This is a genomic window from Actinacidiphila glaucinigra (assembly GCF_900188405.1).
Taxonomy (GTDB): Bacteria; Actinomycetota; Actinomycetes; order Streptomycetales; family Streptomycetaceae; genus Actinacidiphila; species Actinacidiphila glaucinigra.
In genome coordinates, this window is sequence record NZ_FZOF01000004.1 from 332,796 (window position 1) to 352,088 (window position 19,293).

The window sequence follows — 19,293 nt, forward strand, 5'->3', positions numbered from 1 at the left end:
GCACGGCGCCGCGTACGACGCGGCAGTGCGGGCGGTGGGTGGCGGTGGGGGCGGTCAGCCGAAGAACAGGGCCCCGGCCGCGCCCACGCCGCCGATCACGAAGAACACCGGCGTCAGCACCTTGACCTCGACCTTGCTGCCGGCGCGGAAGCGCATGAACTTCGGCGGGCCGAGCGGGTACCAGCGCCTGCGCCCGATCGGGATGGGCCACAGCACGGGGCAGCCGGACACGGTCAGGGCGTCGCCGATGCAGTGCACGATGGAGCCCAGCACAATGGGGACGCCGATCCACAGGTAGTGCTGGCCGGGCTCGGTGAACAGCCAGGCCTTGCCGCTCTCGGTGCTGTCCAGGGCGTCCGCGAGCACCCAGGCGCTGGTCGCGCCGAGCAGCCAGACCAGGATGTCGCTGGAGACCCGGGCCTGCCGCCACAGCAGCCCCTCGACGGCCAGTACCGCGTGCACGAAGAGGATGACGAGCACCGCCCACCGGCCGCCCACCAGGGCCAGGCCGGAGGCCGCGGCGCCCATCAGGACCGCCCACAGCCATGTGTGGGTGAGGGTGCGGTGTCCGCCCTGGCGCACGGGGTCACCGGGCTTCCGGGTCTTCTTGTAGGTGGCGAACGACAGCTTGTCGATGATCTCGCACAGCCCGCGCGATATGGGGCCGAAGGCCCGCGAGATCGTCGCCGCCTTGTGGTCCAGGTCGGGGGCGAGAGCCGCGCCGGCGCAGATCAGCGCGCCGACCACGATGGTCGGCCACGGCATCGGATGACCGAGCCCCGCGGAAACTGCTCCCACGGACAGCCACGCCGCCGCTCCGGAGATGGAATGTGCCGGTCCCATCATGGTGTGTGTCCCGCCCTTTCGGCCCGCTCTGACAGCGGACTTGACGCCCAGTCGACGGCACACCATACCGTCGGCCGATCTTCGTGTGCGCCGCCGGTTCCTCCCCTGGTCCCCGGGACAGGCAAGATGGTGGTGTGACCCTCATCGATCAGCTGCCTCCCGAGCCCGATCCCGACGCCCTCTTCGAGGCCTTCTCGTCCTGGGCGGAGGGCAGCGGCATCTCCCTCTACCCCGCGCAGGAGGAGGCGCTGATCGAGGTGGTGTCGGGGGCGAACGTCATCCTGTCGACCCCCACCGGCTCGGGGAAGAGCCTGGTCGCGGCCGGTGCGCACTTCGCCGCACTGGCCCGGGACGAGGTCACCTTCTACACCGCCCCGATCAAGGCACTGGTGTCGGAGAAGTTCTTCGACCTGTGCAAGCTCTTCGGCACCGAGAACGTCGGCATGCTGACCGGAGACGCCTCGGTCAACCCGGACGCGCCCGTCATCTGCTGCACGGCGGAGGTGCTGGCGTCGATAGCGCTGCGCGACGGCAAGGACGCCGACATCGGCCAGGTCGTCATGGACGAGTTCCACTTCTACGCGGAGCCCGACCGCGGCTGGGCGTGGCAGATCCCGCTGCTTGAGCTGCCGCAGGCGCAGTTCCTGCTGATGTCGGCGACGCTCGGCGACGTCTCGCGTTTTGAGACCGACCTCACCCGCCGCACCGGCCGCCCGACCACCGTCGTGCGCTCGGCGACGCGGCCGGTGCCGCTGTCGTACGAGTACCGGCTCACCCCGCTCACCGAGACGCTGACCGAGCTGCTGGAGACCCGCCAGGCCCCCGTCTACATCGTGCACTTCACGCAGGCGGCTGCCGTGGAGCGGGCGCAGGCGCTGATGAGCATCAACATGTGCACGCGCGCCGAGAAGGACGCCATCGCGGAGCTCATCGGCAACTTCCGCTTCACGACGGCGTTCGGCCGCAACCTCTCGCGCTTCGTCCGGCACGGCATCGGGGTGCACCACGCCGGCATGCTGCCCAAGTACCGGCGCCTGGTGGAGAAGCTGGCGCAGGCGGGACTGCTGAAGGTCATCTGCGGCACCGACACCCTCGGCGTCGGCGTCAACGTGCCGATCCGCACCGTGCTCTTCACCGCCCTCACCAAGTACGACGGCAACCGCGTACGCGTACTGCGCTCCCGTGAGTTCCACCAGATCGCGGGCCGCGCCGGGCGCGCCGGGTTCGACACCTCCGGCTTCGTGGTGGCGCAGGCGCCGGAGCACGTGATCGAGAACGAGAAGGCCCTCGCGAAGGCCGGCGACGACCCGAAGAAGCGCCGCAAGGTGGTGCGCAAGAAGGCGCCCGAGGGCTTCGTCGCATGGACGGAGAACACCTTCGAGCGGCTCATCGCCTCCGACCCCGAGCCGCTCACCTCCCGGTTCCGGGTCACCCACGCGATGCTGCTGTCGGTCATCGCCCGCCCCGGCAACGCCTTCGACGCGATGCGGCGGCTGCTCGAGGACAACCACGAGGACCGCCGGTCCCAGCTGCGGCACATCCGGAGGGCCATCGCGATCTACCGCTCGCTGCTGGCGGGCGGGGTCGTGGAGCGGCTGGACGAGCCCGACGAGGAGGGGCGCATCGTCCGGCTGACGGTGGACCTGCAGCAGGACTTCGCGCTCAACCAGCCGCTGTCCACCTTCGCGCTGGCCGCGTTCGAGCTGCTGGACCCGGAGTCCCCCTCCTACGCGCTGGACATGCTGTCGGTGATCGAGTCGACCCTCGACGACCCCCGGCAGATCCTCGCCGCCCAGGAGAACAAGGCGCGCGGCGAGGCCGTCGCGGCGATGAAGGCCGACGGGGTGGAGTACGAGGAGCGGATGGAGCGGCTCCAGGACGTCTCCTACCCCAAGCCGCTGGAGGAGGTGCTGTCGCACGCCTACGGCGTCTACCGCAAGAGCCACCCCTGGGTCGGCGACCACCCGCTGTCCCCCAAGTCGGTCGTGCGCGACATGTACGAACGGGCCATGACCTTCTCCGAGTTCGTCTCGAACTACGAACTGGCCAGGACCGAGGGCATCGTGCTGCGCTACCTGGCGGGCGCGTACAAGGCGCTGGGGCACACCGTCCCGGACGACCTGAAGTCGGAGGATCTGCAGGACCTCATCGCCTGGCTCGGCGAGCTGGTCCGCCAGGTCGACTCCAGCCTGCTGGACGAGTGGGAGCAGCTCGCCAACCCCGGGGAGATGACCGCCGAGGAGGCCCAGGAGCGGGCCGACCAGGTCAAGCCCGTCACGGCCAACGCCCGCGCGTTCCGGGTCCTGGTGCGCAACGCCATGTTCCGCCGGGTGGAGCTGGCCGCCCTGGATCGCTTCGGCGAGCTCGGCGAGATGGACGCCGCCGCCGGCTGGGACGCCAACGCGTGGGCCGAGGCCATGGACGCCTACTGGGACGAGTACGAGGACCTGGGCACCGGGCCCGACGCGCGCGGCCCGAAGCTGCTGCAGATCGAGGAGCGTCCCGCCGAGGCGCTGTGGAAGGTCCGCCAGACCTTCGCGGACCCGGAGGGCGACCACGACTGGGGCATCTCCGCCGAGATCGACCTCACCGCTTCCGACGAGGAGGGCCGCGCGGTGGTCAAGGTGACGGCGGTCGGAGCGCTGTGACCGCGGGACCGGCCACGCCCAAGAGGGAGCGCGCCCGATGACCAACCCCGCCGAGCGGCTGGTGGACCTCCTCGACCTGGAGCGGATCGAGGAGGACATCTTCCGCGGGCAGAGCCCCCAGGAGCGCCTGCAGAGGGTGTTCGGCGGACAGGTGGCGGGCCAGGCGCTCGTCGCGGCCGGGCGCACGACGGACGGCAGCCGTCCGGTGCACTCCCTGCACGCGTACTTCCTGCGCCCGGGGCGCCCCGGGGTCCCGATCGTGTACCAGGTGGAGCGGATCCGCGACGGCCGCTCCTTCACCACGCGACGCGTGGTCGCGGTGCAGCAGGGCCGGACGATCTTCAACCTGACCGCCTCCTTCCACGTGCCCGAGCCCGGGTTCGAGCACCAGCTGCCGATGCGCGAGGTCCCGGACCCGGAGAGCCTGCCGAAACTGAGCGACGAACTCCGGGAGCACCTCGGCGAACTGCCCGAGCAGTTGGAGCGGATGGCGCGACGGCAGCCGTTCGACATCCGCTACGTGGACCGGCTGCGCTGGGCCCCGGAGGAGGTGGCGGGATCCGAGCCGCGCAGCGCGGTCTGGATGCGCGCGGTGGGCCCCCTCGGCGACGACCCTCTGGTGCACACCTGCGCCCTCACGTACGCCAGCGACATGATGCTGCTGGACGCCGTGCGCGTGCCGGTCGAGCCGCTGTGGGGCCCGCGCGGGTTCGACATGGCCTCGCTGGACCACGCGATGTGGTTCCACCGGCCGTTCCGTACCGACGAGTGGTTCCTGTACGACCAGGAGTCCCCCATCGCGACCGGAGCGCGCGGCCTGGCCCGGGGCCGCATCTACGACCGCGAGGGCCGGATGCTGGTCTCCGTGGTCCAGGAGGGGCTGTTCCGCAAGCACGGCGACTGAGCGCCGGGGCCGGGGCCGGTGCCGTGCGGGTCGGTCTTCGGCCGGCCGCGGCCCTCAGCGCATACGGAAGACCGGACCCCGCGGTGTGAACGGGAGCCGGGCGTCGTGGGGCATCAGGAAGGCGTGTTCACGGCGTACCCGCAGGACGTCGCAGTCGCCGTCGGTGATCAGCAGGACCGGGGCCGTCGAAGGGAAGTCCGGGGAACGTTGGAGCAGGTCGACACCGGGCTGTAGCACGGTTCCGCCGCGGCCCTTGACGCGCACCTTGTGGGCGATCTCGGTAACCGGCAGGTATCCCGCGTCAAAGGGCACGGCGTCGCAGAACACCACCCGAGCGGCGGTCACGTCGCGGGCGGTGGCGTAGGAGGCGATGGCGCCCAGTGCCTTGCCGAGCAGCGTCCGGCTCATCGACCCGGAGGTGTCCAGCACCACGCCGAAGGTACAGCGGGCCACTTCCTGCGGCGGGTGGCTGCGGCCGGCCCGGGGGATGTCCGGGGTCGACGCCTGGCGCCGGGAGGGGCGGGAGAAGCTGCGCACCGCCTCGGGGCGGGGCACGTACTCGTCGAACCAGCGGGCGAGTCTGGCGTCCCACGGCAACGGTGGGTGGGACAGTGCGCGGATCTCCTCGACCAGTCCGGCCGGCAGGAGTCCGCGTTCGCGGCGGTGCAGATCGAAGCCCTGGAGCAGCCCGCGCCGGTAGAACTCGTCCAGGTCCACCCAGGTGGGAACGGTCTCCCCGGGGCGCGGCAGCGGCTCGCCGAGGACGTCTCCAAGGCCCTTGCCGCGCAGCGTGGCGAGGCGACGCAACCGCCGCTGGTCCCGGGCGATACGGTCGTACACCTCCTCGCTGGACAGCCCGGCAAGGGCCGGGTCGTGCAGCAGGCCCTCGGGCATCTGCCCGACGCCCATCTCCAGCAGCCATCCGTTGATCACGTAGTCGGCGGCGACGTTGAACAGGTAAGGGTCCCGGCCGCCACGGCGATCGCCGTGGCGCAGCGCGGCATGCAGCATCTCGTGGGCGAGGATGAACCGCCATTCCTCGTCGCTGTAGCGGCACAGGGGGTTGAGGTAGATCTCCCCCGCCTCGGCGTTGACCGCCGCCACCGAGATCCGCTGCGCCCGGGCGAGTTCGGCGTCGGCGACCAGGGTCATCCCGGCGGCGATGCCGCCGAGCAGCGGGTACGAGGAGACGAACCAGCTCAGAGCGCGTTCCCAGGGCCGCAGCGGGCGCCGTGCCCCGGTGAGCTCTTCGCGGCGGCCTCCGGCGACGTCCATGGCCGCCGACATCGTGCGGCTGAGGGCGCTCGCGAAGGCGACCGTCCAGTCCGCCGGTGCCGTCCAGGAGTTCTTCCAGGGGTGAAGGACCTGGTCGGGCTCCGGGCCGCCGGTGCCGCACGCCGCGAAACCGGCCGGTATGCCGTCACGGCGCCAGCGTGCGGCGAGTTGATCCTCGTCGCCGTCCGGGAAGTCCGGGGGCAGCGCCACGGGTGCCCGGCCCACGGGGAAGGTGTCCAGGAAGCGGTTGACCACCGCGCAGCGGGCGGTCAGGTCGAAACGGTCGGGCTGCTCGCGCGGGCCCCTGGCGGCCGGCACGTGCCCGAATCCGAGGTGCAGCAGGCAGTGGGCCAGCACCCAGGCCCATTCCTCCGGCTCCGCTCGGCGCAGGGGGTCGACGTGCACGACGCCGTTGGAGGTGACCGCAGCCCAGCCGCCGCTGGGGTGCTCCTCGCACTCCTCGCTGCGGCACAGGCGGCCGTCGACGGCGGAGAGCGCGGCGAGGGCGGTGTTGCGGCGCAGCAGGTCCACGCCGGCGGCGAACGCCTCGGCCGCGGGGTCCTTGCGGGGAGCCGACCGCGCCCGGGACCTGTCACCGCGCGCGCCGCTCACCGGCGTGCCTCGACCAGTCGCGGCATGTCCCTGGCGGCCTCGAGGAGGAACCAGGAGGGCAGCACCGGATTGTCGTCGTCGCCGTCGGCGATCACGGTCTGCGCGACCTCGACCGAGATCTCGGCCAGCTGCACCAAGAGCGACTTGGCCCGGTAGGCCATCTGCCGCACAGCCGGGGAAGCGTGCTCCCGCTGCGCCGGCAGGTCCTTGATCAGGCGGCCGCGAAAGGAGTCGGCGAGGTAGTAGAGCAGGTCGCGGTCCTCGATGCGGCGGGGCCAGGAGGCATCCCCCTTGAGGATGGCCTCGAGTCCGTACGAGTGCCGGACGATCTTGACGTATCCGCAGAAGGCCGTGGCGTGCCCGGGCGTGAGCGTGCCGTAGGCAAGGACCTTCAGCGTCTCCTCGTCCAGGGCGGGTCCGAAGGAGTGGAGCGCGTCGGAGAGCATGTGCCAGGCGCGCGGAGTGGAGAACGGCTCCTCGGTCTTGGGCGGCGCGGACCACAGGTGGTCCGGCCGGTCGGTGAGGTGGTCGGTGATCCACGGATGGATGCCGGCGCCCGCCGCCCAGACCAGCCAGTCCGCGGCGGAGGCCCGCAGGTGCACGTGCGCGAGCCGGTTGACGAGGGCGGAGGCCATCGGGCGCGCCAGAGCGTTGTCGGTGGCCCGGTTGCCCGCGCCGATGACGATGCTGCCGGGCGGCAGTTCGTACGAGCCGATGCGGCGGTCGAGGATCAGCGAGTAGAAGGCCTTCTGCACATCCGGGGTGGCCGCGTTCAGCTCGTCGAGGAAGAGGCAGTAGGGCTCGTCGCGGGCGATGGTCTCGGGCGGGCAGAACCGCGAGCGGCCGTCGACGATCTGCGGAACGCCGATGAGGTCCTCCGGAGCCAGTTGCGTCCCGATGAGACTCACGCAGTCCAGTGCCAGCGAGTCGGCGAACTCCCTGACGAGGGAGGACTTCCCGATGCCGGGCGCGCCCCACAGGAAGACCGGGCGCACGGTGGCCAGGTTGAGCAGCAGCTCGGGCACCTGGGAAGGCGAGACGGTGACAGCACCCTGCAAGCGCGGGCTCCTTGGAGATCAAGTGGATGGCGGCGCGGGGCTTGCGCCGTCCGGCCCGGGCAGTCTCACCCCTCCCGCTGCCGCGGCGCATCTGCTTTTCGACCCGCATGGCCCTCCCCGACGCCGTCAGGGGAGGAGAATGCCCGGCATGGCGACGCTGTTCTCGGTACCGGGCGGCGAACTCGAACTGCCGGAGCGGCCGGTGGTGGAGAGTTGGGACGCGGCCGGTCACCCCGGCCAGGTGAGGCTGCGCGCCTTCCTCGACGCCCTCGTGGAACTGGTCGGCCCCACTGTGAACGAGCGGGAAGGCGATCTCGCCCTCGCACTCACCGTCGGGCTGGACGACAAGGTCCCGCTGACCCGTGGTGGTCACGACCTGGACAACTACCTCTTCCCTGTCGTCCGGGAACTCGGCCCGGAACGCTTCGCCGCGGTCTTCGCCCGCAAACACCATGCTCCCTCCTCCACCATCGCCATCGGGCCCGCTGCACCGGTCGATTCCGCCGCCGACTGGCGGGGCGAGCCCCGGTTGTCGGTGCGCACCGAAGTGTCGGCCTCGTCGCCGGCCTGGAAGGCGGCGATCCACGAGGCCTGTCGTGCTGCGGGACCCGCGCTGCCTCCCGGCGTCCCGGTCGAACTCCACATCCGTTTCGAGGTGTCCGCGCGGCGCAACTGGTCCACGCTGTGGAAGCCTGCGATCGACGCGCTGGGGCCGCTGCTCGGGATCCCCGACCCCGAACGCCCGTACCGGCCTCACGACGACCGGATCGTCGGACTCGCGCTGCACCGCGCCCTCGACGAGTCGCTCGGTCACGACGTCGTCATCACCGCTTGGTGGCGCGCGGTGTGACACCCCGCCCGGTCACCCCAGGCCGAGCAGGCGGCGCCAGCGGCTGCGCGGCGCGGGGGTGGTCGGTGGCGCAGGCTCTGCAGAGGGCGGCGGGGCAATCGGGCGGGCCGACGCGGCGGCCGGGGTGGCGCGTTCGGGGTGCGGGGCGGGGCCGTCGGCACGGGCGCGCAGCAGCGCGTCGGCCAGCGAGACCTGGGCGAAGGTGACCTCGTCCGGGTGGGAGGCGACGGTCTGGGCCTCGATCAGCTCACGGGTGGCGTACGAGCCCGTGCTGCCGGCCGGGAGCGCCGGGCACAGCCGGCGCAGGTGGGCCCGTTCACGTTCGTCCGGCACCGCGTCGGCGGCCGCTTCCGGGCCCAGCAGGGCACACCAGGCGGACGCCTCGGCCCAGGCGTCCTCCGCGTCCCGCACGAGTTCCTCCACGCGTCGTGCCCGCCAGCCGCGGGCGCGGCGGTCCTCGCCCTCGTCGAGGGCATCGCGCAGCGGCGCCGGCAACCGGCCTTCCAGCAGCGCCGGATGGGCCCGGGCGAACCGCCGTACGTCCTCGGCCAGGTAGAGCCACACCACGGCGCGGTAGCGGTTGACGTACCAGCGGACGGGGCGGAGGAAGCCGCCCTTGGCGAGCCGGGTGAAGCGCTCCCGGCTGATCCCGATCAGTGCCGCGCCCTCGATACTGCCCACCAGTTCCAGCCGCGCGCGCAGGCGGTCGGGAAAGCCCTCCTCCTCCCGCAGCCGGTCCACGTCCTCCCGTACGACGCGCCGGCGTCCGCCGACGGCCGGTGCCGTGCGCACCTCGCCGGTCTGCAGCGCGACCTCGAACTCTTCGGCCTCCAGGCACAATTCCTCCCGGGCGCGCTGCATGCCGAGCGCTTCCCGGGCGGTGGCCTCCTTGACAGCCATGCCACTCCCCCTGACCTTCCGTAGCGACTCATCACTTACAGTCACGACGATAGATCCTCGCGGCGACATCCGCGGGGGCCTGTGGATAACTCCGCGTCAGGCCCCGTGGTCGTAAACGGTGACGGGTATCCCGCGGCGCACCAGCCGCTCCTCGATCGACGGCGCGACCCGCTCCCAGCGCCCGCCCGCGAGCCCGCATCCGATGCGGGGCATGTGCACCGACGCGTCGAGTTCCACGGCCATCCGCGCCACCAGGACCAACCCGGCGTCGATCGCCTCGTACCGCACGGGCACACCTTTCGCGCCCCTGCGGATGCCGCGCTGCCCGACGAGATTGGCCACCCACACCCACTCGCCGACCCGGACGAACTGAACGGCTCCCAGGGCGAAATCGTTGCCGGCGCGCTCGCGGTGCCACCGCCGGTACGCGGCCTCGGGCTCCGGCCAGCGGCGGGAGAGCGCGAGGACGAATCCCCTCCCCCAGCCGCCCAGGTCGTTGCAGACGTGGACGATCAGCTTGACGCCCTTGCCCTGCGGCGCGGTGGCGTCCCCCCGGACGTACGTGATCCCCTCCATCGGGTCACCGTACGCCCAGGGTCCGACAACGCCGCCTGGTCGACGGCCCGGTTCACAGGGCGCGCAGGCCGTCGATGACGTCCTTGAGCAGCCCCACGTCGGGCAGTTCCGCGGGCGGCACGGGCCGGATGGCCCGCAGATGGCCGTCCCGGAGGAGGTCGCCGAGCAGCACTCGGACGACGCCGAGCGCGAGATCGGCCTCCGAGGCCAGTTCGGCCACGGTGAGGGGGGCGTCGCGGCACAGGTCCAGGAGGGCCAGGTGCTCCTCGTCGAGGTTGTCGTCCGGGGCGGTGCCGACGGCCGGGACCATGACGGCTATCAGGTCGACGTCACTGTCGGAGTCCGGCCGGGTGCGACCGCCGGTGATGGTGTAGGCGCGCACCATCGGACCGGCCTCGTCGTCATACCAGAGCGCGCCCTCATCTCCCGGCGGGCTCGGGTTCATGCTTCATCACTCCCCCGGTGCCGCCGCGTCGTGCCGGCGCGGCGTGACACCGAGGTGTTCACCGACCCGGTGGACCATGAGGGTCATCTCGTAGGCGATCTGCCCCACGTCGGCCTGCACCCCGCTGAGCACGGACAGGCAGCTGCCCTCGCCCGCGGCCGTGACGAACAGGAAGCCGTCGTCGAACTCGACCATCGTCTGCCGTACGCCGCCCGCGTCGAAGTGCCGCCCCGCGCCCTTGGCGAGGCTGTGGAACCCGGACGAGACGGCGGCCAGGTGCTCGGCCGTGGCACGGTCCAGACTGGTGCTCGCGCCGGTCACCAGACCGTCGCCGGAGAGCACCAGCGCGTGCCTGACGTGCGGCACCCGCTCTGTCAGATCGTCCATCAGCCACGTGAGTCCACTGCTCACCGTCATCCCCCGATCTCCCCGGTCTCCGCTGTTCCTTGCGGTGCTGCGGCGTCCCTGCCGCGGGCCAGGCCGCGGGCGAACGCCGTGATGGTGGAACGAGCCTCTTCCGGAGATCGTTCCCTTTCGTCTCCCCCGCCAGGCGGCTCCGCCGGGCTCTGGTGCACGCCGTCGTCCCTCAGTTGCGCTACGAGACTGGCCTGCCGCTGCCGCTTCGGCAACCCCGTCACCGTGCGGCCTTCCTCCCGCGGCCGGGTCGGCCCCCGCCGCGGCCTCGGTGTGCGCGGCGCCGCGTCCGCGCGATCCGGACCCGGCGGTTCGGGCACGGCTCGTGGACGGAGCACGTGCTCCCCGGTCTCGACGTCGTCGCCCGAGGCGTCCACGAGCACCGACTGCGGGATGAACACCACCGCCACGGTGCCGTCGAACCGCCCGCGGCGCAGGGTGACGCGCACCCCCTGCCGGGCGGCGAGCCGTCCGACGGTGAACAGGCCGAGGCGGTCGGTCTCGGGAAGTTCCGACCCCGCGCCGGCCTCGCCGAGTTCGTTGTTGGCCTCGGCGAGCCGCTCGGTGCTCATGCCCAGGCCGCGGTCCTCGACCTCCAGGACGTAGCCGCCGGCGACGACCTCGCCGCGCACCTCGACCTTGGTGTCGGGCGGCGAGAAGGCCGTGGCGTTGTCGATGAGTTCCGCCAGCAGGTGCAGCACGTCGGCGACCGCGGGTCCGGTCAGCGCCACCCGGGGCATGCGCCGGACGGTGACCCGCTGGTAGTGCTCGACCTCGCCGACCGCGGCGCGCGCCACCTCCGCGAGCCGGACCGGGCGGCGCCAGGCGCGGCCCGGTGCGTTCCCGGAGAGGATCAGCAGGCCCTCGGCGTGCCGGCGCATGCGGACGGCGATGTGGTCGACACGGAAGAGGTCGTCGAGGTCCGCCGGGTCACCCGAGCGGCGCTCCATGGCGTCGAGCAGTGTCAGCTGACGGTGCAGCAGCACCTGGCTGCGGCGGGCCAGATTGGTGAAGACGGCGGAGACCCCGCGGCGCAGCTTCTCCTGGTCGACGGCCGCCTGGACGGCGGCGCGCTGGGCGTTGTTGAAGGCGCGGCCGACCTGTCCGATCTCGTCGGCGCCGAAGCGCAGGTCGGGTGCGGCGCGGGCGACGGCGTCGTCGTCGAGCTCCTCGCCCGCGCGTAGCCTGCGGAGCACCTCCGGCAGCCGCTTCCCCGACAGTTCCAGCGCCTGGTTGCGCAGCAGCGTCAGCCGGCGGGCGATGCCGCGTCCGATGAGCAGGGAGATGACGACCGACAGGACGACGAGGAAGAGTCCGGCGAGGCTGACCGCGCCGGTCCGCACGAGCACGTCCATGCCGTCGTCACGCGCCTGCTGGCCGACCTCGCCGGCGGCCGCGACGTTGATGTCGCTGAGCTCGGTGAGCGCCCGGTCGGCGTTCTGCCGCCAGCGGTCCCGGGAGACGACGAGGCCGACGTCCTTGGCGCCCGCCGAGCGGGCCGCGGTCTCCATGGAGTCCAGCGTCCAGGCGACGCTGCCGCCCTCGAACTCGTCGAGGCTCTCCTTGGCGGCCTTGGTCAACTCCGGGTCGACGATGGAGTGCAGCAGTTTGCGCCCGTCGATGGTGCCGATGAACTCGCGGTACTGACTGGCCGTCATGGCCGGTCCGACCTGCGCGGCGGTGAGCATGGCGTCCTCGCGGGACAGCAGTTCCCTGGCGCGTACGAGGTCGATGACGAACCCGCCCTGCCGGGCGACCTCGCCGCTCTGCAGCGCGGCGAGCGATCCCCGCAGCCGGAAGATGGGGTCGATCACAGACGAGTAGCGGTGGAGCGTCATCGACCAGCCGATGTCGCGCTGTCTGACGTCCTCGCGCAGCGGCTGCAGGTCCTTGGCCGCGGTGATCAGCTCGGTGAGCCGGCGCCGCTGGGCGAGGTCCAGTTCGGTGCCCCGCGCCTGCTCGCGCGCGTGCTCCCGGACGACCGTGAGCAGCCGGTCGGTGGTCCGCTCGGCGCTCTCCAGCTCGGCGCCGCCGGTCTCGCCGTCCGACGCCACATAGGCGACGCCGAGCCGCCGCTCGACCTGCAGGGCCCGTCCGAGGTCGTCGGCGGGAGTCCCGTAGTAGCGGTAGGTGTCCGCGATCCCCATGAGGGCGAAGGCCCCGCGCACCGAGGTGAAGGTGCTGTATGTCCACAGACCCGCCAGCGAGAGCAGCGGCACCAGGAGAAGTACCACGAGTTGCGTGCGGATGGTGCGGGGGCGCAGGCGCATGCGTGAGGTCCTCGGTCGACCATGGGTTCGATGGGGAGGGGCACAGTCTGACCCACGAATGCCCTCTTGGTGACACCGACTGTGACATCTCACAATCCCTTTCCTTGTGACGCCCTCGGGTGCGGGGCCGGCGGGAGCGGCGTACCCTGCCCGGTCCGCCCGCTCCACCTGGAGCACGTTCACCTCGCGCTAACGGCGCGGCATTGCGGGGGAAACCCCCCTGCCGCACGCTGGACGCATGGAACGGGGACAGGTCGTGCGCCGGGTCTACGGTCCCGCCCCGGACGCGGAGGACGGTTCGCAGGGGGTCCCTCTGGTCCATCGCGACATCCACGGTTACCGGCGTGCGTTCCGGCTGGGCGGCAGCGGGCCGCCTCTGCTGCTGATCCACGGTCTCGGCGACTCGTCGGCGACGTGGGCGCACATCCTGCCCCGGCTGGGGCGCCGGCACACGGTCATCGCGCCCGATCTCCTGGGTCACGGTAACAGTGAGCGGCCCCGTGCCGACTACGCGGTGGCGGCCTACGCGTGCGGAATGCGCGACCTGCTGGGCGTGCTGGACGTCGACCGGGTGTCGGTCGTGGGGCACTCGCTCGGGGCGGGCGTCGCGATGCAGTTCGCCTACCAGTTCCCGGAGCGCTGCGAACGCCTGGTGATCGTGGGCGGTGGCGGGCTGGGGCCGGAGGTGCACCCATTGCTGCGCCTGGCGGCCGGTCCGGGGTCCGAGGTGACGCTGCCGCTCGCCACCTCACCTCCCGTGCGCGGGGCATTGCGGCTGCTCGCGCCGCTGCTGAGGACGGCCGGCGGGCTCGGGCTGGGCCGCCACGACTTCGACTACGTCCTCGAGCGCTACCTCATGCTGGACAGCTCCATGGCGCGTCAGGCGTTCCTTCGCACCCTGCGAGCGGGTGTCGACATGCGGGGGCAGGTCATCACGATGATGGACCGCAGTTACCTGACGGCGGGTCTGCCGACCCTGATCATGTGGGGCGAGCACGACGGGGTGATCCCGGTGCGTCACGCCCTGCGGGCTCACGCCGCGATGCCGGGCAGCCGGCTGGAACTGTTCGAGGACGCGGGGCACTTCCCGCACCATGACGCGCCCGGACGTTTCGTCGACGTACTGGAGGATTTCCTGGCCACCACCACGCCGCAGGAGTACGACCCGGTGCTCTGGCGGCGGCTGCTGCGGCGCGGACGGCCGGACGTGCCGCTCTACCAGGAGGTCGAGCCGTCGCACCCCTCCAGCGGGTCCTGAGGCCGTCGGCCGCCGTCCGGGGCAGGATGGGGGCATGGGACACAGGATGACCGAGGAAGAGTGGCGGGCCTTCGTCTCCGCCGGGACGCGCACGGGCAAGCTGGCCACCACGCGGGCGGACGGAACGCCCCATGTGGCGCCCGTCTGGTTCCTGCTGGACGGCGACGACGTCGTGTTCAACACGGGCAAGGCCACCGTCAAGGGCCGCAACATCACGCGCGACGGCCGGGTCGCCCTGTGTGTGGACGATGACCGGCCGCCGTTCGCGTACGTGGTGCTGCAGGGACGGGCCGAGGTGAGCGAGGAACCCGGTCCGCTGCGGGAGTGGGCCACCCGGATCGCCGCCCGCTACATGGGCGAGGACGTCGCCGAGGAGTTCGGGGCCCGCAATGGGGTGCCCGGTGAACTCCTGGTGCGGGTGCGGATCGACAAGGTGCTCGCCGAGTCCGGTGTGGCGGACTGAGCCCCGCGGGCCCGCCGCCGGCCCGGGTCAGCGGATCGGCTTGCCTCCGTTGGCCTTCTTGCCGTTGGCGCCCATGGCCCACCAGGTGCCGCCCACACCGTGACCGTTGGTGTCGCCGGGCTTGGTGTCACCGGCGAACCAGTAGACGGGCCAGCAGTTGTACGACAGCTGCTTGGTGCCGTCCGGCCGGGTGTAGGTGCTGACGAGCTTGGGGTTGAGGCCGGCGGCCTCGGCCTGCTCCTTGGTGACGGGCTTGGCGGCCGGCCACTTCTTGAGGCACTCGCCGGTGCAGTTGGACACCATCGGCCAGTCGGTGTCCTTGTCGAAGCGGTACAGGGTGCGGCCCTTGAAGTCGACGAGGATGTCGCCGAGCTTGGCGTCGTTGACGACGGACAGGATGGGCCACTTCTTGTCGGAGGCGGCGTCCGTGGTGCCGCTGTCGGAGCTGTCGTCCGTACCGCCGGCGTATCCGTCGTCGGTGCCCGAGGACGGGTCGTCCGAGGTCTCGCTGTCGTACCCGTACCCGGATCCCGGCTGCGCGGTGGCCGACTGGACCGCGTCCTGCTGCTGCGCAGCCGGTGCCACGCTGCCGGCCTGGTCGTAGCCGTTCGACCCGCCGCAGGCGGTGACGAGGAGGAGGGCAGCGGCCGTTCCGGCGACTGCGGCACCGATCCGCTTGTGCATCTGGACTCCTTGAGCGGTAGGGGCGTCGGGGCCCGTGCGCCCCGTCTGGCCACCTGTACGCACCCGGTTCGGGAGTCTCTCAATGCACTGTGAATTCCTTCTTCGGCGGCGCCGTTCTGCTAGGGTGCCCCGCTCCGCCACGCAGTGTCAGCTCACCGACTCCAGAAGGCGCGCCGCGTGCATCCGCCCGGCGTGCTCGACGAGGGCGATCAGCACCTCCTTGCCCGACGCGCGGTCCCGCGCGTCGCAGAGGACGACAGGGGTGCCGTCCTGGAGGTCGAGGGCGCGCGCGATGTCCTCGGGGCGGTGCTCCTGCGTGCCGGGGAAGCGGTTGACGGCGACGGCGAACGGGATCTTCCGGTGCTCGAAGAAGTCCACGGCCGGGAAGGAGTCCTCCAGGCGGCGGGTGTCGGCGAGCACGACCGCGCCGAGCGCCCCTTGTGACAGCTCGTCCCACAGGAACCAGAACCGGTCCTGGCCGGGGGTGCCGAACAGGTAGAGCGAGAGTCCCGCCCTGACGGTGATCCGGCCGAAGTCCATCGCCACGGTGGTGGTGGACTTCCGCTCGACTCCCATGGTGTCGTCCACATGGCGTCCGGCCTCGGTCAGCTGCTCCTCGGTGCGCAGCGGCCGGATCTCGCTCACCGCGCCCACCATGGTGGTCTTGCCGACCCCGAATCCCCCCGCGATGAGGATCTTCAGGGCCATGACCGGTGTCTCAGAGTGCCCGGAGTCCATTGATCACCTCTCGCAGGATGCGCTCGTCAGGTAGCTGCGCCGGCGGTACGGGAGTGCTCACCCGTACGCTGCCGAGCGTCAGGAGGTCGCCGAGGAGGACGCGTACGACGCCCACCGGCAGGTCGGCGTCGGCCGCAAGCTCCGCGACCGACAGGGGCTCGTCCCGGCACAGCGCGAGCAGCGCGTTGTGCTCGGGTTCGAGCGCGGGATCGTCGGCGGCGCCGGGTTCGGCGAGCACCAGGGCGATCAGGTCCAGGGCGGCGACCGCCGTGCCGGGCCGGGTACGGCCGCCGGTCATGGCGTACGGGCGCACCAGGGGTCCGGCCGCGTCGTCGTACCAGTGGCCGTCCGGCCCGCGCTGGTGCCCGCCGTTCATCACCCGCGCGCCGGTCAGCCAGCGACCGGGCCGGCTGCGCCGAGGCGCGGCGGGGTGTGCAGGTGCTCGCCCACGCGCTTGACGAGGCGGGCCATCTCATAGGCGATCAGGCCCACATCGGCGCCCGCCCCGGTGAACACCGCGAGGCAGGAGCCCTCGCCCGCGGCGGCCACGAAGAGGAAGCCCTGGTCGAGTTCGACCATGGTCTGCCGGACCTGACCGGCTGCGAAATGGCGTCCGGCGCCCTTGGCGAGGCTGTGGAAGCCCGAGGCGACGGCCGCAAGGTGCTCGGCGTCCTCGCGGGTCAGCCCGCGCGAGGAGCCCACGGCCAGGCCGTCACCCGACAGCACCACGGCGTGGCGAACGTGGGCCACCCGGTCGGTGATGTCGTCCAGCAGCCAGTCCAGTTCACCGGACCGGTTCGATGCGTCGATCATCTGTGCTCTCCTTCGCGGGGTGCCGGGTCCTTGGTGCGGGCGTGGTCCTGCTCGCCGTCCTCCGGCGTGGTGTCCGCACCGTCCTGGTCGTCCGGCCCTCCGGGGCCGGGCCGGACGCCGACACGCTGCGGGGCGGGCCGCAGGGGGCGCGGGCCGGCCGGTTCCCCGTCGGCGGCGTCGCGGACTCCGGCACCGCCGCCTCGGATCCAGCCGCGGCGGAATGCGGCCATCGTCGAGCGCGCCTGCTCGGCCGTCCGTTCGGGGACGTCGTGCTCCACGCCCTGCGTCCCAGGCAGGCGTTCGGGTGCGCGAGGCTCCAGGAGCTGCGGGGCGAGGCTCGCGCGGCGTACGCGGCGCGGGAGTCCTCCGTCGGCGGCGGGCACGGCCGCGGGGGCACCGACGGCCGCGGGAGCGGACGCCCCGTCCCGGGCCGGGGCGGGCCCGGGCACGGGCACGGGCACCGTGGGCTCCGGCAGGCGGACGGGCCGGGGCGCGGAAGGGCGCGGCAGCCCGTCGCCGTCGCCGCGCGGGGAGGCCGCCGCTGGGGGCGGGACCTCCGCGGGCCCCTGGAGGGGTCCGTGCGGGCCGGACGCCGCGCCCCCCGTCCCCACGCCCCGTGGGGCGCGGGCCTCGGGTGCCCTCATGTCGAGCAGGGCGGTGGGCAGCAGGACGACGGCGGTGGTGCCGCCGTACGGGGAAGTGCGCAGGGAGACCCTGACGTCGTGCCGCCGGGCGAGCCGGCTGACGACGAACAGGCCGAGCCGGTCGCTGTCGAACAGGTCGAACGCCTGGGTCCGGGCGATGCGCCGGTTCGCCTCGTCCATGGCCTCCTTGCCCATGCCGAGCCCGCGGTCCTCGATCTCCAGGGCATAGCCGTTGCCGACCTGTTCGCCGTAGACGCGCACCTTGGTGTGGGGCGGGGAGAACTGGGTGGCGTTCTCGACGAGTTCGGCGATCAGATGGGTGAGGTCGGCGACCGCCGAGCCGACGACCGCCGCAAGGGGGAGCCGGCGGACCTCGACGCGGGCGTAGTCCTCGACCTCCGCGACGGCGGCGCGCACCACATTGGTGAGGGGCACGGGTTTGCTCCAGGCGCGGCCGGGAGCGGCGCCGGAGAGGATGATCAGGCCCTCGGCGTGCCGCCGCATCCGGGTGGTGAGGTGGTCGAGCCTGAACAGGTCCTCCAGCTCGCCCGGGTCCTCGGTGCGCCGTTCCATGCTGTCGAGCAGCGCCAGTTGACGGTGCACGAGGACCTGGCTGCGGCGCGCGAGGTTGACGAAGACGCCGGAGACCCCGTTGACCAGTTCGGCACGCTCCGCAGCGGCGCGCAGCGCGGCACGCTGCACCGTGGCCAGTGCCTCCGCGACCTGGCCGATCTCGTCGGCGCCGTGCCTGCCGAGGGGCGCCTCCTTCGCGAGGTCGATCTCCTCCCCGGCGCGGAGCCGACGCATGGCGCGCGGCAGTTTGCGGCGGGCGAGTTCGAGCGCGGTGTTGCGCAGGCCGATCAGTTCGACGACGAGGCCGCGGCCGATGCGTACGGAGATGAACAAGGAAGCGACGACACCGAGGAGGCCGAGCAGCACGGCGATGCCCGAGGTGCTCAACAGGCCCTGTGCGATGGGCCGGTCGGCGGGTGCGGCGGCCGTGGCGACCTTCTCCAGACCGGACAGCACCTGCCCGGCGGCCCGGTCCCAGGAGGCGGGGCCCGCGCGGTCCACGGCGTCCTTGCCCGGCCCGGCGTCGAGGACGGCGTCCTCCATCGCCTCGAGGTCCGCGTACGCGGTGGAGCGGGTCAGCCGCTCCCAGGCGGTGCGGCCGGCACCGCCGAGGTCGGCCGTGCAACCCGCGAGCAGCACGCGGCGGGCGGTGACGGCACCGCTCAGGTCGCGGTAGCGGTCCGTGGGAAGCCCACGGGTGAGGGCGGCCGCGGCGAGCAGGGCGTCCTCGCGGGACAGCTGTTCGGCAGCGCGGCCGATCTCCAGGGCGGTGCGCTCGCCACGGGACGTGGCAAGGGCGCCGCCGATCGCGAAGCCGTCGGTCACGGCGTCGGTGTAGGCGCGGTACGTCTGCCGCCAGTCCGCCGCTCCCCGGGTGATGCCGGGACGGAGCCTGCGCAGGCGCTCCAGGTCGCCGACGAAGGTGCGCACCCGCACGGCCGCGGTGCCCGGCAGGCCGGTGCCGTCGGCGACGGTGTGGCCGCCGCCCAGTTGCAGCAGGGCGGCCGCGCGATCGGTGGCCGTGGCGCGCCTGCTCAGTTCGGCGGCGGCCTCGGTGGTGGGCCGCGCCAGGTAGCGGGTGGCGGCGCGGCGTTCGGCCTGCAGGGCGGTCACGGTGCCCGCGACCGGCTCGCGGATCGTTTCTGCAATGCGCTGGGCACGCAGCCGCCCGGAGAGGTCCTGGGCCGTGGTGACGGCGGCGAAGGCCCACAGCGCCATCAGGGAGACGACGGGCACCATGAGAAGGGAAACGATCTTCGCGCGCACGCTCCTCGGGCGCAGGCTCAGCCCGCCCTGTGCGGTCCCGCCGTCCCGTCCGCCGT

The 19,293-nt window shown here is 72.6% G+C and carries 18 protein-coding genes; 5 read left to right on the forward strand and 13 right to left on the reverse strand.

The annotated features are described in order from the left end of the window. Positions 1-54 precede the first annotated feature (54 nt). The gene (locus CHF15_RS10545; protein ID WP_089223410.1) at positions 55-846 is read right to left on the reverse strand and encodes a metal-dependent hydrolase; all 792 of its coding nucleotides are present in this window, start codon (positions 844-846) and stop codon (positions 55-57) included. Positions 847-980: 134 nt separating this feature from the next. Between CHF15_RS10545 and CHF15_RS10550 the strand changes: the two genes are divergently transcribed. Together CHF15_RS10550 and CHF15_RS10555 are read left to right on the forward strand one after the other, a co-directional pair. Further along, positions 981-3,494: a DEAD/DEAH box helicase gene (locus CHF15_RS10550; protein ID WP_089223411.1), complete on the forward strand. Its 2,514-nt coding sequence runs from the start codon at positions 981-983 to the stop codon at positions 3,492-3,494. Positions 3,495-3,531: 37 nt separating this feature from the next. Next, a complete protein-coding gene (locus CHF15_RS10555) occupies positions 3,532-4,398 on the forward strand; it encodes an acyl-CoA thioesterase (protein ID WP_089223412.1) in 867 nt (288 codons plus the stop codon). Between the two features lie 54 nt (positions 4,399-4,452). On the opposite strand, the gene CHF15_RS10560 is transcribed toward CHF15_RS10555, so the two are convergent. Both CHF15_RS10560 and CHF15_RS10565 read right to left on the reverse strand, forming a co-directional pair. Continuing rightward, positions 4,453-6,285, reverse strand: a complete 1,833-nt coding sequence (locus tag CHF15_RS10560) for a vWA domain-containing protein (RefSeq protein ID WP_089223413.1) — start codon at positions 6,283-6,285, stop codon at positions 4,453-4,455. After that, the gene (locus CHF15_RS10565; protein ID WP_089223414.1) at positions 6,282-7,343 is read right to left on the reverse strand and encodes an AAA family ATPase; all 1,062 of its coding nucleotides are present in this window, start codon (positions 7,341-7,343) and stop codon (positions 6,282-6,284) included. The genes CHF15_RS10560 and CHF15_RS10565 overlap by 4 nt, the downstream gene beginning before the upstream one ends. A 148-nt stretch (positions 7,344-7,491) precedes the next feature. On the opposite strand from CHF15_RS10565, the gene CHF15_RS10570 reads away from it, so the two are divergent. Further along, on the forward strand, positions 7,492-8,193 hold the full coding sequence (locus tag CHF15_RS10570) for a hypothetical protein (RefSeq protein WP_089223415.1): 702 nt from the start codon (positions 7,492-7,494) through the stop codon (positions 8,191-8,193). 12 nt (positions 8,194-8,205) lie between these two features. Here CHF15_RS10570 and CHF15_RS10575 read toward each other — a convergent pair whose 3' ends face one another. The 5 genes from CHF15_RS10575 to CHF15_RS10595 all read right to left on the reverse strand — a co-directional run bounded on the left by CHF15_RS10575 (position 8,206) and on the right by CHF15_RS10595 (position 12,798). Further along, a complete protein-coding gene (locus CHF15_RS10575) occupies positions 8,206-9,093 on the reverse strand; it encodes a DUF6397 family protein (protein ID WP_089223416.1) in 888 nt (295 codons plus the stop codon). Between the two features lie 96 nt (positions 9,094-9,189). Then, positions 9,190-9,669 carry a macro domain-containing protein gene (locus CHF15_RS10580; RefSeq protein WP_089223417.1) on the reverse strand — a complete coding sequence of 160 codons (480 nt, stop codon included), beginning with the start codon at positions 9,667-9,669 and terminating at the stop codon, positions 9,190-9,192. Positions 9,670-9,721: 52 nt separating this feature from the next. Then, positions 9,722-10,114 carry a DUF742 domain-containing protein gene (locus CHF15_RS10585; protein WP_089223418.1) on the reverse strand — a complete coding sequence of 131 codons (393 nt, stop codon included), beginning with the start codon at positions 10,112-10,114 and terminating at the stop codon, positions 9,722-9,724. 6 nt (positions 10,115-10,120) lie between these two features. Next, positions 10,121-10,531 (reverse strand): roadblock/LC7 domain-containing protein, encoded by a 411-nt coding sequence (locus CHF15_RS10590; protein WP_018562311.1) that lies wholly within the window; start codon positions 10,529-10,531, stop codon positions 10,121-10,123. After that, on the reverse strand, positions 10,528-12,798 hold the full coding sequence (locus CHF15_RS10595; protein ID WP_089223419.1) for a sensor histidine kinase: 2,271 nt from the start codon (positions 12,796-12,798) through the stop codon (positions 10,528-10,530). Before CHF15_RS10595 ends, CHF15_RS10590 begins: the two co-directional genes overlap by 4 nt. Before the next feature lie 238 nt (positions 12,799-13,036). Here CHF15_RS10595 and CHF15_RS10600 point away from each other — a divergent pair, with 238 nt between their 5' ends. Together CHF15_RS10600 and CHF15_RS10605 are read left to right on the forward strand one after the other, a co-directional pair. Further along, positions 13,037-14,056: an alpha/beta fold hydrolase gene (locus CHF15_RS10600; protein WP_089223420.1), complete on the forward strand. Its 1,020-nt coding sequence runs from the start codon at positions 13,037-13,039 to the stop codon at positions 14,054-14,056. Between the two features lie 34 nt (positions 14,057-14,090). Next, positions 14,091-14,519, forward strand: a complete 429-nt coding sequence (locus CHF15_RS10605; RefSeq protein WP_089223421.1) for a PPOX class F420-dependent oxidoreductase — start codon at positions 14,091-14,093, stop codon at positions 14,517-14,519. A gap of 27 nt (positions 14,520-14,546) precedes the next feature. On the opposite strand, the gene CHF15_RS45435 is transcribed toward CHF15_RS10605, so the two are convergent. The 5 genes from CHF15_RS45435 to CHF15_RS10630 form a co-directional block, all read right to left on the reverse strand. Continuing rightward, positions 14,547-15,203, reverse strand: a complete 657-nt coding sequence (locus tag CHF15_RS45435) for a hypothetical protein (RefSeq protein WP_089223422.1) — start codon at positions 15,201-15,203, stop codon at positions 14,547-14,549. A 147-nt stretch (positions 15,204-15,350) separates the two neighbouring features. Continuing rightward, the gene (locus CHF15_RS10615; protein ID WP_089223423.1) at positions 15,351-15,941 is read right to left on the reverse strand and encodes a GTP-binding protein; all 591 of its coding nucleotides are present in this window, start codon (positions 15,939-15,941) and stop codon (positions 15,351-15,353) included. Further along, the gene (locus CHF15_RS10620) at positions 15,922-16,317 is read right to left on the reverse strand and encodes a DUF742 domain-containing protein (RefSeq protein WP_089223424.1); all 396 of its coding nucleotides are present in this window, start codon (positions 16,315-16,317) and stop codon (positions 15,922-15,924) included. The genes CHF15_RS10615 and CHF15_RS10620 overlap by 20 nt, the downstream gene beginning before the upstream one ends. Before the next feature lie 14 nt (positions 16,318-16,331). Then, positions 16,332-16,754 carry a roadblock/LC7 domain-containing protein gene (locus tag CHF15_RS10625; protein WP_089223425.1) on the reverse strand — a complete coding sequence of 141 codons (423 nt, stop codon included), beginning with the start codon at positions 16,752-16,754 and terminating at the stop codon, positions 16,332-16,334. Beyond that, a complete protein-coding gene (locus CHF15_RS10630; protein ID WP_089223426.1) occupies positions 16,751-19,237 on the reverse strand; it encodes a sensor histidine kinase in 2,487 nt (828 codons plus the stop codon). Before CHF15_RS10630 ends, CHF15_RS10625 begins: the two co-directional genes overlap by 4 nt. Positions 19,238-19,293 lie beyond the last annotated feature (56 nt).